The organism is Haemophilus aegyptius (genome assembly GCF_900475885.1).
Lineage (GTDB): Bacteria > Pseudomonadota > Gammaproteobacteria > Enterobacterales > Pasteurellaceae > Haemophilus > Haemophilus influenzae.
Genome location: NZ_LS483429.1, coordinates 1,933,365 through 1,949,911 on the forward strand (window position 1 = coordinate 1,933,365; position 16,547 = coordinate 1,949,911).

11 protein-coding genes, 3 pseudogenes and 1 other annotated feature are annotated in these 16,547 nt (G+C 38.4%); of the genes and pseudogenes, 5 read left to right on the forward strand and 9 right to left on the reverse strand.

The features are described from left to right. Nucleotides 1-24 precede the first annotated feature (24 nt). Together thrB and thrA are read right to left on the reverse strand one after the other, a co-directional pair. Nucleotides 25-969: a homoserine kinase gene (gene thrB, locus DQN49_RS09885; protein WP_005654296.1), complete on the reverse strand. Its 945-nt coding sequence runs from the start codon at nt 967-969 to the stop codon at nt 25-27. 12 nt (nt 970-981) lie between these two features. Further along, nucleotides 982-3,429, reverse strand: a complete 2,448-nt coding sequence (gene thrA / locus DQN49_RS09890) for a bifunctional aspartate kinase/homoserine dehydrogenase I (RefSeq protein WP_006995681.1) — start codon at nt 3,427-3,429, stop codon at nt 982-984. Nucleotides 3,430-3,462: 33 nt separating this feature from the next. Further along, nucleotides 3,463-3,580 (reverse strand) — a sequence feature (Thr leader region). Nucleotides 3,581-3,752: 172 nt separating this feature from the next. Here thrA and DQN49_RS09895 point away from each other — a divergent pair. Then, a complete protein-coding gene (locus DQN49_RS09895) occupies nt 3,753-4,466 on the forward strand; it encodes a YggS family pyridoxal phosphate-dependent enzyme (protein ID WP_006995680.1) in 714 nt (237 codons plus the stop codon). A 39-nt stretch (nt 4,467-4,505) separates the two neighbouring features. On the opposite strand, the gene DQN49_RS09900 is transcribed toward DQN49_RS09895, so the two are convergent. The 7 genes and pseudogenes from DQN49_RS09900 to DQN49_RS10310 form a co-directional block, all read right to left on the reverse strand. Next, nucleotides 4,506-5,642: a glycerate kinase gene (locus DQN49_RS09900; RefSeq protein ID WP_006995679.1), complete on the reverse strand. Its 1,137-nt coding sequence runs from the start codon at nt 5,640-5,642 to the stop codon at nt 4,506-4,508. A gap of 8 nt (nt 5,643-5,650) precedes the next feature. Next, entirely contained in the window at nt 5,651-6,910 is a 1,260-nt protein-coding gene (locus DQN49_RS09905; protein WP_005658366.1) for a GntP family permease, read from the reverse strand. A gap of 121 nt (nt 6,911-7,031) precedes the next feature. Then, entirely contained in the window at nt 7,032-8,138 is a 1,107-nt protein-coding gene (locus DQN49_RS09910; protein WP_006995678.1) for a PucR family transcriptional regulator, read from the reverse strand. Nucleotides 8,139-8,342: 204 nt separating this feature from the next. Then, nucleotides 8,343-8,489: pseudogene (locus DQN49_RS10545) on the reverse strand (GntT/GntP/DsdX family permease); the annotation flags it as partial. Continuing rightward, nucleotides 8,478-8,774: pseudogene (locus DQN49_RS10550) on the reverse strand (NAD-dependent epimerase/dehydratase family protein); the annotation flags it as partial. The pseudogenes DQN49_RS10545 and DQN49_RS10550, both read right to left, overlap by 12 nt. Before the next feature lie 236 nt (nt 8,775-9,010). Next, nucleotides 9,011-9,767, reverse strand: a pseudogene (locus tag DQN49_RS09925) (class I SAM-dependent methyltransferase). 108 nt (nt 9,768-9,875) lie between these two features. Then, a complete protein-coding gene (locus DQN49_RS10310; protein WP_408609793.1) occupies nt 9,876-10,601 on the reverse strand; it encodes a YadA family autotransporter adhesin in 726 nt (241 codons plus the stop codon). Nucleotides 10,602-11,130: 529 nt separating this feature from the next. On the opposite strand from DQN49_RS10310, the gene DQN49_RS09935 reads away from it, so the two are divergent. From DQN49_RS09935 to fbpC, 4 genes are all read left to right on the forward strand, one after another. After that, nucleotides 11,131-12,684 (forward strand): class I SAM-dependent methyltransferase, encoded by a 1,554-nt coding sequence (locus tag DQN49_RS09935; protein WP_032826268.1) that lies wholly within the window; start codon nt 11,131-11,133, stop codon nt 12,682-12,684. 151 nt (nt 12,685-12,835) lie between these two features. Then, nucleotides 12,836-13,834 carry an iron ABC transporter substrate-binding protein gene (locus tag DQN49_RS09940; RefSeq protein ID WP_006995673.1) on the forward strand — a complete coding sequence of 333 codons (999 nt, stop codon included), beginning with the start codon at nt 12,836-12,838 and terminating at the stop codon, nt 13,832-13,834. Nucleotides 13,835-13,951: 117 nt separating this feature from the next. Beyond that, nucleotides 13,952-15,472, forward strand: coding sequence for an ABC transporter permease (locus DQN49_RS09945; RefSeq protein WP_006995672.1), 1,521 nt, complete (start codon nt 13,952-13,954; stop codon nt 15,470-15,472). Further along, nucleotides 15,459-16,529, forward strand: a complete 1,071-nt coding sequence (gene fbpC, locus DQN49_RS09950) for a heme ABC transporter ATP-binding protein FbpC (RefSeq protein ID WP_006995671.1) — start codon at nt 15,459-15,461, stop codon at nt 16,527-16,529. The genes DQN49_RS09945 and fbpC overlap by 14 nt, the downstream gene beginning before the upstream one ends. Nucleotides 16,530-16,547 lie beyond the last annotated feature (18 nt).

Sequence of the window (16,547 nt, forward strand, 5' to 3'; positions counted from 1 at the left end):
CTGATTTCATCTATTTAAATTAACTTATTTAATTTCTCTTGTGCCTTCGTTATCAACTTTACATACATGCACAAAACCTTCATTATTTTGTAAATAATGGCTTTCTAAATAACTTGAAAGTTTAATTGCAGTTTGTAAATCAGGGGCAATAGAGAAAATAGTTGGCCCTGAGCCTGAAATACCTGTGGCAAGTGCGCCTAAGTCTCGAGTAGCTTGTTTTACTTCAGCAAAATTAGGTAACAGAGATTCACGATAAGGCTCGGCAATGACATCTTTCATCATAATCGCGGCAAGATTTTCCTGATGGGTATGGCAAGCATGCACAAAGCCACCTAAATGACGACCATGGGCAATCACGTTTTGTCGAGTATAGCTTTTCGGTAAAATTGCACGAGCTTCAGCAGTAGAAACTTCAATCCCTGGATAGGCTAACACCCAATACCAATTATCAAAAAATGGCAATTTTTGACAAATATTGCCGAGCGATTGCACCATAAATTGCACACCGCCAAGATAGCAAGGTGCGACGTTATCATAATGGATTGAACCAGAAATACGACCTTCCAATTCTCCCATCATTTCAAGCAATTCCATTTTCGAAAAAGGTTCATTATGAAACTGATTTAATGCCACTAATGCAGCAACAATAGAACAAGCACTAGAGCCTAAACCAGAGCCAATAGGCATATTTTTTTCGAGCGTTAAACGTAAAGGTTTAACATTTGCTCCGCGTAATTTTAATTGCTCGCTAAATAGCACATAAGCTTGGTAAACAATATTTTTTTGTGGTTCTTTCGGTAATTTACGAACAAAATAGCCCGCACTTTCTAACTCAAAACCAGTTGAAATAGATTCTATTTGAACCACATCGCCTAACAAAGAACCATCAATAGGAGAGATCGCAGCACCTAAAGTATCGAAACCTACGCTAATATTCGCGCTAGATGCAGGAGCGTAAATTCTTAACATTGGAAATCCTTATTAATGTTGTAATGTTCTTAAAATATCTGCAAAGATACCTGCCGCAGTAACTGCATTACCTGCGCCATAACCACGTAATAAAAGTGGAATCGGTTGATAATAACGAGTATAAAATGCCAAGGCATTTTCACCATCTTTCACTTTATAAAGTGGATTATTCAGATCTACCGCAACGATGGATACTTTGCATTTTCCTTCACTAATTTTTCCAACATAACGCAATACTTTGCCTTCTGCTTTAGCTGTGGCAACGCGAGTTTTAAACTCCTCGTCAAGCTGTGGCAACATTGCCATAAACTCATCTGCAGATTTTCCATCGGAGAAGCCTTTTGGCAATACACCTTCAACTTCAACATCTGAAAGTTCAAGTTCAATTCCCGATTCACGAGCAAGAATTAATAATTTGCGTGCTACATCTTGTCCAGAAAGATCATCTCGAGGATCTGGCTCAGTAAAGCCTTTTTCACGCGCAAGTGCGGTTACTTCTGAAAGAGAAAGTCCTTCTTCCAACTTACCAAAAATAAAGGAAAGCGAGCCAGATAAAATCCCTTCAAAATATTCAAGCTCATCACCTGCTGCAAGTAAGTTTTGGAGATTTTCAATAACTGGCAAGCCCGCACCTACATTGGTTTCATATAAAAATTTATGCTGGCTTGCTTGGGCATTTTGGCGTAACTCATTGTAATAAACTAATTCTCGTGTATTCGCTTTTTTGTTTGGCGTAACCACATGGAAACCTTCTTTTAACGCACGAGCATAAAGCCCTGCTACAGATTCGGCTGAAGTACAATCTACAAATACTGGATTCACCACATGATGTAATTTAATGAAAGAAAGCAATACATCAAAATCTGATGGCTGAGTCGCATTTTCTAAATCGTTTTTCCAATCCTCTAAATTTAATCCATTTTCATCAAGCAACATACGGTTGGAATTCGCAATAGCACAAACTCGAATTTCAACATTCTTCTTTGCTAGATACTCCTTTTGACGCTTTACCTGCTCTATTAATTCTCCGCCTACTCCACCAACGCCCACTAAAAACATATCTACGACTTTTTTATTATTGAAAAGTGCCTGATGGGTAGCTTTCACCGCTTCAATGGCTTTATTTTGCGGCACAACCGCAGAAATTGAACGTTCGCTAGATCCTTGTGCAATCGCCACAATGCTAATGTTTGCCTGCGCTAATGCCGAGAAGAAACGAGCAGCAATGCCTTTCGCTTGCTTCATTCCATCGCCCACAACAGAAATAATGGATAAGTCTTTAATCACTTCAATTGATTCTAATTGATGTTCATTTAATTCATTAGCAAACTCCGTTTCTAGTACGGTTTTCGCTACTTCTGCAGATTTCACAGGCACACAGAAACTAATACTATATTCAGACGAAGACTGAGTAATTAAAATAACTGAAATGCCTGCGCCTGACATGGCTGAAAATACGCGAGATGCCATGCCTACCATACCCTGCATACCAGGGCCTGACACATTAAACATCGCCAAATTGTCTAAGTTAGTGATACCTTTAACTTGCAAACTTTCTGATTTCACATTGCCATCAATAATCGAACCTGGCGCAGAAGGATTTCCTGTATTTTTAATGACACAAGGAATATTTTGTGGCAACAATGGCCCAATCGTACGAGGATGAATCACTTTCGCACCGAAATAAGAGAGTTCCATCGCTTCACGATAAGAAAGAGTTGGCAATAAACGTGCATCAGGCACTAAACGTGGATCGCAAGTATAAACGCCGTCCACATCGGTCCAAATTTCGCATACACTTGCGCCTAAACAAGCCGCTAAACAGGCTGCAGAATAGTCTGAGCCATTACGACCGAGCAATACCAACTCGCCTTTTTCATTACCTGCAGTAAAACCTGCCATCAGCACCACTTTATCTTTTGCGATATTTGCTGCATCAACACGTTTTGTTGATTCTTCAATTTCAACAGAAGATTCAAGATAACCGCCTTTTGCCAATAATTGTTTGACAGGATCCACAATATGTACGCTATAACCACGCGCTTCAAACCAAGCTTTCATCATTGCGATAGAAAGTTTTTCCCCACGGCAATCAATGGTCGCTTTAACTGCATCTTCTACTTTTCCTGCCTGACGGATTTCTTCTAATAATCCTTTGATTTGAGCAAATTCAGCATCAATAAGTGCCTTGGTGCCATTTAAGTCGAATTGATTATTTTCCGTATGTAAGCCGTTGATGATGTTATAGAAAATTTCGATTGCTTCGTTGAAATGCGTATCGGTTGATTGATTTAATACAGCTTTTTCAGAAAGGGCGACGAGATGGTTGGTTATTTTGGCTGGTGCTGATAAAACACCTGCAGCCTGCTCTTCTAAATGAGCTTGCTCGATCAATTTCGCCGCTTGGGAAAAACGTTCCGGATTTGCAAGCGAAGTGCCGCCAAATTTAAGTACGCGCATAATTGGTTCTCCTAGATATTGTGTTTTTAAATTTATAAAAAAACCCGCTATTCAGTTGAATCGCGGGTTTTCTGTATCTTGTTTTTGCTGCACTAACCCGCACCATTAATCATAATAATGGTCATCATAATGGCGGTAATCGTGCTAATGATTACGGATAAAGTGCGGTTATTTTTCATTGTGTTTTATCTTGAAAAATGAATGCGTAAAGAAATACCGAAATTTCCCTAGCTTGTCAAACAGAAAGTGACAAATTTTTCAGAAATTTTCTTAGTCAATAAATTTCGTGTAAACTAACCGCACTTTTTTATAAAGGAAAACCTATGAATATCCAGCATAATCTCAACCTAATTCAGCAAAAAATTGAAACGGCTTGTAAAGAAGAAAATCGCAATCAAAATACCGTAAAATTACTTGCCGTATCTAAGACCAAACCTATTTCTGCTATTCTTTCGGCTTATCAAGCGGGACAAACGGCTTTTGGGGAAAATTATGTGCAAGAGGGGGTAGAAAAGATCCAATATTTTGAATCGCAAGAAGTTAACCTTGAATGGCATTTTATCGGCCCATTACAATCGAATAAAACCCGTCTCGTTGCAGAACATTTTGATTGGATGCAAACGCTTGATAGAGCAAAAATTGCAGATCGTTTAAATGAACAACGACCGACCAACAAGGCTCCATTGAATGTATTAATTCAGATTAATATCAGCGATGAAGAAAGTAAATCAGGTATTCAACCTGAGGAAATGCTAACACTAGCAAAACACATCGAAAATTTACCGCACTTATGCCTACGTGGCTTAATGGCAATACCCGCACCAACCGATAAAATCGCTGAACAAGAAGCCATGTTCAGAAAAATGTCAGACCTATTTGAACAACTTAAACAAGCCTTACCCAATCAACAAATTGATACACTTTCTATGGGAATGACGGATGATATGCCGAGCGCAATAAAATGCGGTTCTACAATGGTACGCATTGGCACTGCGATTTTTGGTGCGAGAAATTATTCAACATCACAAAATAAATAATCATGGAATAAGGCTCGAATTTAAAACAAGCCTTATTTCTTAATGAAATTTAAATGCCAGTACTCTCGCCACATTTTGAGCGGTAGAAATTAAATTTTGTTCGCCTTGTTTGAGAATATCCGATAAATCGCCAAGTTGGTGAATAATAGGGAACACCACATCAATACCGTGATCAAACACCACATCATAATCTTCACGCAAACACCCTGCGATGGCGATCACTGGCTTATTGAACTGTTTTGCCGTACGTGCCACACCAATTGGCGTTTTACCCATAATACTTTGTGCATCTATTCGCCCTTCACCCGTAATCACTACATCAGCATCTTTTACATAGTCAATTAAATGTAACCGGTCTAACACAATTTGTATGCCTGCTTTCAGTTGTACGCTTGGTAATAATAGCAAGCCACCACCCATACCCCCAGCAGCACCTGCGCCAGCCTGATCACGAATTTGTTTACCGCAATCGCGTTCGGCAATTTCAACAAAATGCGAAAGTGCAGCATCAAGTTGTTTCACCATTTCAGGCGTTGCGCCTTTTTGTGGTCCAAAAATGGCAGATGCACCACATTCACCACAGAGCGGATTATTCACATCGCACGCTACTTCAATGTGAACTTGTTGCAAACGTGGATCTAATTGTTGAACGTCAATCTTCACAATATTTGCTAGCTCTGCTCCACCAAAACCGATAGGCTTATCTTGCGAATCTAAACATTGCATCCCTAGTGCTTGCAACATTCCTACACCACCATCGTTGGTTGCGCTACCGCCAATGCCAAGAATGAAACTCTCTACGCCTAAATCTAATGCCAGTTTAATCAACTCCCCTGTGCCGTAACTGGTGGTAAGCAAGGGATTGCGTTTTTCAGGCGGAACAAGATGTAAACCAGAAGCTGCTGCCATTTCGATAATCGCGGTTTTTCCATCTCCCGATAAACCGAAGAAACTTTTCACTTTGTCACCCAAAGGTGCGGTGACTTCACATTCAATGAGCTTGCCTTGCGTGGCATCCACAAGGGATTGAACTGTACCTTCGCCCCCATCTGCCATTGGCAATTTTACATAGTCCGCATCGGGGAATACACGTTTGAAGCCTGTTTCAATGGCGGTAGCGACTTCAAGTGCGGTCAAACTTTCTTTAAAAGAATCAGGTGCAATCACAAATTTCATAACAACTCCTAGAATTTAAATACGCCAAAAATTAAGGTAGAAACGATGGTCATCATCAAACCGACCGCACTTTCATAAGGAATAAGTTTTAAACGTTCTTTGATATCCATATTCACACTACCGCCTGTGGCATGGAAGAAAGAACCATGTGGCATATGATCAAATACGGTCGCCCCTGCATGAATCATTGCTGCACCAGCAAGACTGCTAACTCCAAGTTCTAACAAGGTACTACTGAACACATTGGATGCCACCGCAGTACCTGCCGTGGTAGAAGCTGTCGCTAAAGACATCAACACCCCTGAAATTGGTGCAAGAATGTATGATGGCAAACCTGAATGTTCCAAACCTTGAATCAATACTTCTTTTAAACCAGAATTAGCAATGATGCCAGCAAGCGCGCCTGTACCAAGTAACATAATTGCCACGGGTGTCATTTTACTCAATCCATTGATAGCATAACTATTTATATTGCGAAGTTTGCCCATACAAAGCGCACCAATCAAACCACCTAACGGCAATGCAATTAATGGATCAACTTTAATATCAAACAATGGACGAAGTGCCAATAGCAAAATTGCCACTAAAGGTGCGACAAGTGCGGTCAGAAATGAAGGTAAATTTTGCGTTTCAAGCACGATTACCTCTTTGTCAGTCACTTTAGAACCTTTGTTGATTAAGCGTTTTGCTAAGAAGTAGGTGAGAATCAAACCAAATAGCGCGGGAATTATACCAGCCATCATCACGGAAGTGAGTGGCAAATGAAAAGTATCTGCTGCCGCAATGGCATTTGGGTTTGGCGACATAATATTACCAGCTTTACCACCGCCAATCATGGCGAGCAAAATTGCAGCTTTCGATAAATCGCTGCGACGCGATAACGCTAAAGCAATTGGTGAAACAGTAATCACTGCCACATCCACGAACACACCCACCGCAGTTAAAATCATCGTCGCTAGTGCCAAGGCGAGTAAAGCTCGAGTTTCACCCAATTTATTAGTAATGGTTTCCGCGATGGAATTTGCTGCACCCGATTCAATCAGCACGCCTGCCAACACACCAGCAGCTAAGATACGCATAACCGCAGTAGTAATACCCTGTGCGCCACCGATCATTAGGCTCACTGTTTGCGATAAATCCGCACCACCAATTAAGCCTCCAACCAAAGCTCCCACCAACATACCATAAGCTGGTGAGACTTTTTTCAAAATGAGGAAGATAGCAACGATTAACGCCACCAACGCACCTATTGCTGAGACTGTTGTCATTTTTTCTCTCCTATAAAAATTAAAACCAAGGAGATTATTTCTGTTTTATAGGGAAAATGCTTTATTAGAGCAAACAAAAAGTGCGGTTAAAAATCATCAAACTTTGTAAAGTTATACAACCTCAATGTTCTAACAACGTTCCGAGATAGAGCGTTAATTTATCATCTATCTTATTGAAAAATAAGCCAGTTATTTGCTCTATTTTGTTCAATCGATAACGCAAAGTATTCGGGTGAACAAATAATTTTTCCGCAGTGAGATAAAGATCACAATTTGATAAAAAATATTGTTGAAGGGTTTTATAAAGTATCGAATTTTCTTCTGAGAAAAGGGGAGAAAGTGGTTTTATCAATTCGTTCCCTTGCCAAGAATGGGATAATCCAGCAAGTAACACAGGCAATCGATGCTCATCAAACACATAAATACCTTTGCGTGGATGATGTTTTAATCCATAAGAAAGCGTGCTTTGCGCACTTTGAAAAGACAAGGGAAGCTGCTCAAAAAGAGGTAGATTTAGACAGGCACCTACAGCAATTTTATAATCTTGTTTTGAATAATCTGCAGGTAAAAGCGTTTTCATTTGAGCAGAAAGTACGGTGGAGTTTTGCCAAGTCTTTAAGACCACAACCTGATCAAGGGACAAAATTGCCACATCCTGTGCAAATTCAGACTGTTCCAAATAATTGATCAGATGCTGTAAATTATCCAGGGCTGGATTAAGTAACTTAATCAATACAACCACACGAGATTTATTTAAATCAAAAGAAAAAAATTTCGCCTGCTGTTCCATCTCTTTCCAATTCAAATTGCAATGTAATAATTGCAAAATAAATTCTTCTTTGTAACGACGATGCCAGCTTTCTTGTTCGAGTAAAGCCTGTTGTTCCACAATAAGTTCTGCCGTCATTTTCACTAGTTCGGCATATTGTTTCACCTGAGTTGGCTCACCAGAAATCCCCACCACTCCAATATTTTTGCCTAAATAATGAATCGGTAAATTAATCCCTGGTTGCGCTTCAAAATTCCATTTTTGTGCCAACGCTTGATCAATCTCTACCACACGATTTTCCCGCAACGCCAACACCGCTCCTGTGTGCCGTTGATTCAAACGCGTTGAATTTCCCGACGCAATGATCACACCGTCGTGATCCATTACATTTACAGAGTGATGAATGATCTTCATTGCACGTTTAACAATTTTTTTGGCAGTGTATTTGTCAAGTTGCATATTTGTAATAAAGAAGATAAATGAAGATAAAATATTGAGAAAAAGAAAGTTAGTCAAATATTGTTTTATCTGCAAGAAAAGACGGGAGACTATTCTCCCGCACTGCGTTTTTATCGCTATAATGTTTTATTCTGAACTTGAACATATCCCATAATTAATGCCAAAATCCCTAGTGGAAAAATGAGATCTATTACAGAACCATCATTTCCCCAAATCAAGAATAGCTTTGATGAAAATAAGTAAAATCGGTAAGACAATAGGAATACTCACGACATAGCCCGTAATGGCTAATGCCCATTCTTCCTTTTTCTTACCTAGAAATTTGATAAAGCTGAACGCCATTTTTTCAGCAACTGGGCAGATTGAAGTTTCACCATGTAAAGGTTCTCGAATAATGCTACTTACAAAGGAAGAAGCCGCTTTATTTGGTTTTCCTGGACGGATACAAATTGTGGGCAGGCGAACACAGAGACCATCAACAAAACCTTTTCTTGTATAGTCATTAATAAGTAATTCACTCATTGCTTTTTGTGCACCATAAGTCGATTGTGGCGTTACAGCAGTAGAATCCTGAATAATTTCTGGTAAATCACCACCAAATACAGCAAGTGAACTAGAAAAAATAAAACGAATTTTAGTATCAGATTCATCAAAATATGGGAAAGTGGCGACATTCCATATTTGTCCACTAACAAATTTTGATCACATAATTTGCGACAAAAATCTTGTTGAATCTGCACAGAATGGCATTAGAGAATTAAATATTAATTTAACTATCGTATAAATAAATTAATATAAATGATCTGCACCCCAAAACTAAACAAATAAGCTTACTCATTAAGGTGCAAATCAAAGTGCGGTTCATTTTTATATTATTTTTGGCTACATACAGCAATAAAATGTAATTTATGTTCAGGATCATTAAAGGTTTTGAACATTCTTTTAAATTGCTCACGATTTTCCGCTTTCATCGCATTACGGATGATTTTTAACGTACCGAAAATTCCTTCATCATAAATCATTCCTTTTGGGGAAAGTAATGTCATCTCACCAGAGAAAGTATCAACATATCTAAAGCCACTTTCTTGGAATATGCCTTTCCATCCATCTTTCGTTAATGGCGTGACAGTCACGTTAATCGCTTTGCGCATATTTTCTAGAATAGTTTGATGATCATTCCCCACCAGCATAACATCGTGAGTAAGCAATAAACCATTGGATTTTAACACTCGAAAATATTCTGCAATAGCTTTTTTCTTTGCTTCCACGGGTAACATTGTGAGCATCGCTTCATTGATGACAATATCAAAACTTTCATCCTCGAAAGGCAACTTCATCGCATTCGCACGCTGTACATGAATTTTTTCTTGCAAGCCATTTGCTTCAATATTTGCTTGTGCTTTTGCTAACGCATTTTCATCTAAATCAACACCTTCAATATGACAACCAAATTGTTTCGCCAATCCAATTGCAGTCGTCCCCATATTACAGGCAACCTCTAACACTTTTTTATCTTGGCTAAAATCGCCATTGGCAATTAACCAATCTGTCGCTTTTTTTACCGCCTGGACGCAAACGCGTTTTACCCAAACGTGCAAGAAAATTATGCCCTACTTCATCTTTTGCCATTTTTATCTCCTAGTAATTAACTTGGTTTTTATATTATAGATAAAAATGATAACTATTAAAATGGCAGATCAAATAAATAAGGCGGAATAATTGTTCCGCCTTTTCCTATTATTTCTTCAATGCTTTTTTAAATTCAAGTAATTCACGACGTAACTGTTTCAATTCGCTTTCCATTTCAGCTTGTTTATACAGTTTTTTGTCGGTTTCTGCTTGTTGAGAGCGCATCATCACTACTTCTTGTCGCAATTGCAAAACTTCCGCAGAATTGACCGCACTTTGTGTTGAAACTGCAGGTTTTGATTTGTTACCAAATTTCCAAGAAACACCTGCACCAACGATTTTTTCTGAGCCTGAAAAACTACCCGCTACATTAAGCAATACGTTTTCAGCTGGCTTAAACACTGCACCCATTGCCATCGCTTGGGCATTTTTATAGCTTCCAAAACCCAAAGAAAAGGCGAATTTGCCGTTTTCGCCCAATTGCGCCTTTAACGAAGCGAATGCTGCCGCACTTGCGCCGACGTGGTTTACACGTTTGCTTAAGCGGTTCAACTGGCGGACATTGACAGCATCAAAATCATATACGCCGTCGGCGACATTGATAATTTGGCGGTAAAGATTATAATCGCCATCTCCTACGGAAACGGTGTTGGGGCGGTTGGCAAGCGAACTTGCGCCCAAAGCAACGGAATTGTAAGTGGCGGCTTCGCTTTCATAACCCAAGGCAATACCCCAAATAACATTACTGGAGGCAATTCCATATTCCGATGTCCATTTTGGATCGGCAGAAAAGACTGAACAGGATAAAAAGAAGTGGAAAATAAGTAGAGTAATTAAAGAAAGGCGGGTTAGACTATTTTACTTGCTTGCTTGCTTGCTTGCTTGCTTGCTTGCTTGCTTGCTTGCTTGCTTGCTTGCTTGCTTGCTTGCTTGCTTGCTTGCTTGCTTAATGATTTTCATTGTTTTGCTCCTTTGTCAAGAAAATAATTGAGACCCGTCATTCTAACAGAAAATAATGTCAAAAATGTAAGTTATTTCACATTTTTGGAAATTAAATAAAAAACGTGGAAAAAATTTACCGCACTTTTAGGTTAATTGATCATTCATTTCATATTTGAGTTATCCTTCTAAAATTAATATAAAATAGTCATCTCTATTATCTATACTTTAAACCTATCCCCTCAATAAACAAAACCACGCTCCCCATCACAACTCAACAAACATTATCTCACTTTGTTTTTGTGTCAATTCACTTTACAATGTTGTGTTTCAAAGATATTGACAATTTCTACATTAACAGGACAAATAATGGCAAATCAATCAATCAATCAATCAATCAATCAATCAATCAATCAATCAATCAATCAATCAATCAAATCAGCATAACCCTTACGATGAACTAGGATACTATTCTAAACCCTTTTCCTATACGAGTATTGTGCTTTTAGAAGGGAATGCGACGTTTTGGGGATTAAAGCCGCCAGCACTCAAAGGGGCTAAAGTATTAGAATTAGGTTCTTCTTTTGGTGGAAACTTAATCTCTCAAGCGGTTTATTATCCAGATACTGAATTTATTGGCGTGGATTTAGCGGATAGTCAAATTACCCAAGGTAATGAAATTATTCAATCAATGGGCTTAACAAATGTTCGTTTAGAAACAAAAAATATTCTCGATATTACGCCTGAATTTGGCATGTTTGACTATATTCTCGTGCATGGTATTTATTCTTGGGTGCCTGATAATGTGAAAGATAAAATTCTTGAAATTTGTCGTGAGAATTTAACCCCGAACGGTATTGCTTATATTTCTTATAATACCTATCCCGGTTGGAAAAGTCGTGAAGTTGCACGGGATATTATGCTTTATGCTAACAAATATACGCAAGATTTGCCGCTTGCAGAACAAACTCGTCGTGGTAAAGCGGTGGTTCAATTATTTTCTGATGCGATTAAATCAATTGACTCTGAAAAAATAAAAAATCATAGCCGAGTGGATAATTTTGATAGTATTCAAACAGATAGTGATCATTATATTGCACACGAATATCTTGCATACCACAATCATCCAATTTATCTTCATCAATTTGTGGATAGTGTCAATCAACATCAATTAGCTTATATTGGCGATACCAGTTTCCAACTTTCCTATATTTCTTGGATGCCTTACCATTTGAGAGAAATGATCGATCAATTATCTGAGACAGATTATGTCGTCCGTGAACAATGCCTTGATTATCTTTACGATGTGGCATTTAGACGAAGTTTGTTATGTCATCAGCATTTACAAGAAAGTATCAATCGTACAGAAAATGTTGAAAAGCATTTGTTAGATAAATTTACCTTTATAAATACCAATTATACAAATAATCTTAGTCATCAATTTAACAATCAAGCACTCGTTCGTTTGCTTGAATATTTTATTTATCAAGTTGGTTCATTTACTATTCAATCTTTAACACAGCATATTGAGGAAAATAAAGAATTTGCCAATATTACTGAAAATGAACTGTATTCTGCGGTGCTATCTTTAGTTATTTTAGGTTATGTCTATGTTTATCTTACACCCTATCCAATTTATTCCTTTGAAGATAACAAAACTTACATACCGAAACGCTTTACTCAATATGTAAAAACATTGGTAGAAGGTGCAAATCAGTATATTGGTACTGGAGATATGTATAACGGCAGCGTAGAAGATTTGAATAAACTGCATCTTTATATAATGTCTCAAATGGAAAAACCGACAACTAAAGCTGAGTTGAAATCAGCATTACAAGGCTATTTAATTCAAAATGAATATCAAGATATGAATAACAATGATAAGTTGATTGATGAAACTTATGATTGCACTGAGTTGTTTAATGCGCTTTGTGATGTATTAACAAGATTAGGCTATATCCAGCCTGTAAACCTATAATCTGTGTATGGTTCGTTTAATGTACCGTTTTGTTTTTCATCTAAATATCAATTTAAATTGAGAATTATTTGCATTTAAATAAAATTAGGCATAGAATAGCCACAATTCAGGCTTAACTGAATAATTTGCACTCAACATAAGGAGCTTTTCAATGCAATTTAAACATTTCAAACTTGCTACCCTTGTGGCAGCACTTGCTTTTTCTGCTAATAGTTTTGCTGATATTACCGTTTATAATGGTCAGCACAAAGAAGCCGCTACGGCTGTGGCAAAAGCCTTTGAACAGGAAACAGGCATTAAAGTTACGCTAAATAGCGGGAAAAGTGAGCAACTTGCAGGTCAATTAAAAGAAGAAGGCGATAAAACACCAGCCGATGTTTTCTATACTGAACAAACAGCGACTTTTGCCGCTCTTTCTGAAGCAGGACTTTTAGCACCAATTTCAGAACAAACCATTAAACAAACCGCACAAAAAGGCGTACCACTTGCACCGAAAAAAGACTGGGTTGCATTAAGTGGCCGTTCTCGCGTAGTGGTTTACGATCACACTAAATTATCTGAAAAAGATATGGAAAAATCAGTGCTTGATTATGCAACACCAAAATGGAAAGGCAAAATCGGTTATGTCTCAACTTCTGGCGCGTTCTTAGAGCAAGTTGTTGCGTTAAGCAAAATGAAAGGGGACAAAGTTGCGCTTAATTGGTTAAAAGGTTTAAAAGAGAACGGAAAACTTTACGCTAAAAATAGTGTGGCATTACAAGCGGTTGAAAATGGCGAAGTACCTGCTGCGTTAATCAATAACTATTATTGGTATAACCTAGCAAAAGAAAAAGGCGTGGAAAACCTAAAAAGCCGTCTTTATTTTGTTCGCCACCAAGATCCAGGTGCGTTAGTTAGCTATTCAGGTGCAGCAGTATTGAAAGCCTCTAAAAATCAAGCTGAAGCACAAAAATTCGTTGATTTCTTAGCGAGTAAAAAAGGTCAAGAAGCATTAGTGGCAGCGCGTGCAGAATATCCGTTACGTGCTGATGTGGTTTCGCCATTTAATCTTGAACCTTATGAAAAATTAGAAGCACCAGTGGTGTCCGCAACAACAGCTCAAGATAAAGAACATGCGATCAAATTAATTGAAGAAGCTGGATTGAAATAATCCAAATATTGCGTGCGTGTATTTGAAAAAATTCACGCACGCGTTTACAATTCTCTAACAAAATTAACCGCTTGCGTGCGTGAACTGAAAGGTTCACATTCCTAAAAGGATTTAACTTTGCCTCGCAGACCGCCATTCTGGCTCACTTTACTTATCATCTTAATCGGGCTTCCGTTATGTTTGCCGTTTCTGTATGTCATTTTGCGTGCGACAGAAGTGGGATTAACGCGAAGTGTTGAGCTATTGTTTCGCCCTCGAATGGCTGAATTATTAAGCAATACAATGCTTTTAATGGTTTGTGTAACTATCGGAGCTATTTCACTTGGCACGTTTTGTGCTTTTTTACTTGAACGTTATCGCTTTTTCGGTAAAGCTTTTTTTGAAGTGGCGATGACGTTACCCCTTTGTATTCCCGCCTTTGTAAGTTGTTTTACTTGGATCAGCCTCACATTCCGCGTTGAGGGTTTTTGGGGAACAATTGGTATTATGACATTAAGTTCATTTCCTTTGGCTTATTTGCCCGTTTCCGCCATACTAAAAAGACTTGATCGTTCTCTTGAAGAAGTAAGCCTTTCGCTTGGTAAAAGCCCTGTGTATACCTTTTGGTATGCTATTTTCCCGCAACTTAAACCCGCCATTGGTAGTAGTATCTTACTGATTGCTTTACATATGTTGGTCGAATTTGGTGCAGTGTCAATTTTAAATTATCAAACCTTTACCACAGCCATTTTCCAAGAATATGAAATGTCTTTTAACAACAGCACTGCTGCATTATTATCCGCCGTTTTAATGGCGATTTGTATACTTATTGTTTTTGGGGAAATTTTCTTTCGTGGAAAACAAACCCTTTACCACAGTGGAAAAGGTGTTACGCGTCCTTATCTCGTAAAAACACTTTCCTTTGGAAAACAATGTTTAACCTTCGGATTTTTCTCTAGCATATTCATTTTAAGCATTGGCGTGCCTGTGATTATGTTAATTTACTGGCTTATTGTGGGAACTTCACTCGAAAGTGCGGGTGATTTTTCAGAATTTTTATCGGCATTCAGCAATTCATTTATCATTTCAGGCTTAGGCGCATTGCTTACCGTAATGTGCGCCTTGCCATTAGTTTGGGCAGCTGTTCGTTACCGTAGTTATTTAACGATTTGGATCGACCGCTTGCCATATCTATTACACGCTGTGCCAGGCTTAGTCATTGCCTTATCATTAGTCTATTTTTCCATCCATTACGCTAACGACCTATATCAAACCTTTTTTGTGATTATCATTGCCTACTTTATGCTCTATTTGCCAATGGCACAAACTACATTAAGAGCGTCTTTAGAGCAACTTTCCGATCAAATTGAAAAAGTCGGACAAAGTCTTGGGCGAAGCCCTTTCTATATTTTTCGCACCTTGACGCTACCAGCCATATTACCAGGTGTGGCCGCCGCATTTGCTTTGGTTTTTTTGAATTTAATGAAAGAGCTTACCGCGACGCTTTTGCTCACACCAAATGATATTAAAACCTTATCCATTTCTGTGTGGGAACATACCAGCGATGCACAATATGCTGCCGCCACCCCTTATGCGTTAATGCTCGTTCTTTTTTCGGGTATTCCTGTATTTTTATTGAAAAAATATGCGTTTAAATAAAATGATAAATAATCCGTTATTAACCGTTAAAAATCTCAATAAATTTTTTAATGAACAACAAGTTCTGCACGATATTTCATTCAGCTTACAACGCGGAGAAATCCTCTTTCTACTTGGATCTTCAGGCTGTGGCAAAACTACATTATTACGTGCCATTGCAGGTTTTGAACAACCCTCTAATGGCGAAATTTGGCTAAAAGAGCGGTTAATTTTTGGCGAGAATTTTAATCTTCCAACGCAACAACGTCATCTCGGTTATGTGGTGCAAGAGGGCATACTTTTTCCTCACTTAAATGTCTATCGCAACATTGCTTACGGATTAGGCAACGGCAAAGGAAAAAATAGCGAAGAAAAAATGCGGATTGAACAAATAATGCAACTAACGGGTATTTTTGAACTGGCGGATCGCTTTCCACATCAACTTTCAGGCGGACAACAACAACGCGTAGCATTGGCACGTGCTTTAGCCCCTAATCCAGAACTGATTTTATTAGACGAGCCTTTCAGTGCCTTAGACGAGCATCTTCGCCAACAAATTCGCCAAGAGATGCTCCAAGCACTTCGCCAAAGCGGTGCTTCCGCAATTTTCGTTACTCACGACCGTGATGAATCCTTACGCTACGCTGATAAAATCGCCATTATTCAGCAAGGTAAAATTTTACAAATCGATACGCCTCGCACCCTTTATTGGTCGCCTAATCATCTTGAAACAGCAAAATTTATGGGGGAAAGTATTGTTTTGCCTGCAAATCTACTCGATGAAAATACCGCTCAATGCCAATTAGGCAATATTCCTATAAAAAATAAATCAATCTCACAAAATCAAGGTAGGATTTTGCTTCGTCCAGAACAATTTAGCCTGTTTAAAACATCAGAAAATCCAACCGCACTTTTTAATGGACAAATAAAACAAATTGAATTTAAAGGAAAAATTACCTCCATTCAAATTGAAATTAATGGCTACGCAATATGGATTGAGAACGTTATTTCTCCCGATTTATCTATTGGCGATAATTTGCCTGTTTATTTACATAGAAAAGGGCTTTTTTACGCTTAACAATAAAGCCTTATCTTC

Coding starts and splice junctions, on each gene's coding strand:
- DQN49_RS09895 (WP_006995680.1), top strand. CDS start 3,753: ATGAATATCCAGCATAATCTCAACCTAATTCAGCAAAAAATTGAAACG.
- thrB (WP_005654296.1), bottom strand. CDS start 969: ATGTTAAGAATTTACGCTCCTGCATCTAGCGCGAATATTAGCGTAGGT.
- thrA (WP_006995681.1), bottom strand. CDS start 3,429: ATGCGCGTACTTAAATTTGGCGGCACTTCGCTTGCAAATCCGGAACGT.
- DQN49_RS09905 (WP_005658366.1), bottom strand. CDS start 6,910: ATGACAACAGTCTCAGCAATAGGTGCGTTGGTGGCGTTAATCGTTGCT.
- DQN49_RS09900 (WP_006995679.1), bottom strand. CDS start 5,642: ATGAAATTTGTGATTGCACCTGATTCTTTTAAAGAAAGTTTGACCGCA.
- fbpC (WP_006995671.1), top strand. CDS start 15,459: ATGCGTTTAAATAAAATGATAAATAATCCGTTATTAACCGTTAAAAAT.
- DQN49_RS09940 (WP_006995673.1), top strand. CDS start 12,836: ATGCAATTTAAACATTTCAAACTTGCTACCCTTGTGGCAGCACTTGCT.
- DQN49_RS09910 (WP_006995678.1), bottom strand. CDS start 8,138: ATGCAACTTGACAAATACACTGCCAAAAAAATTGTTAAACGTGCAATG.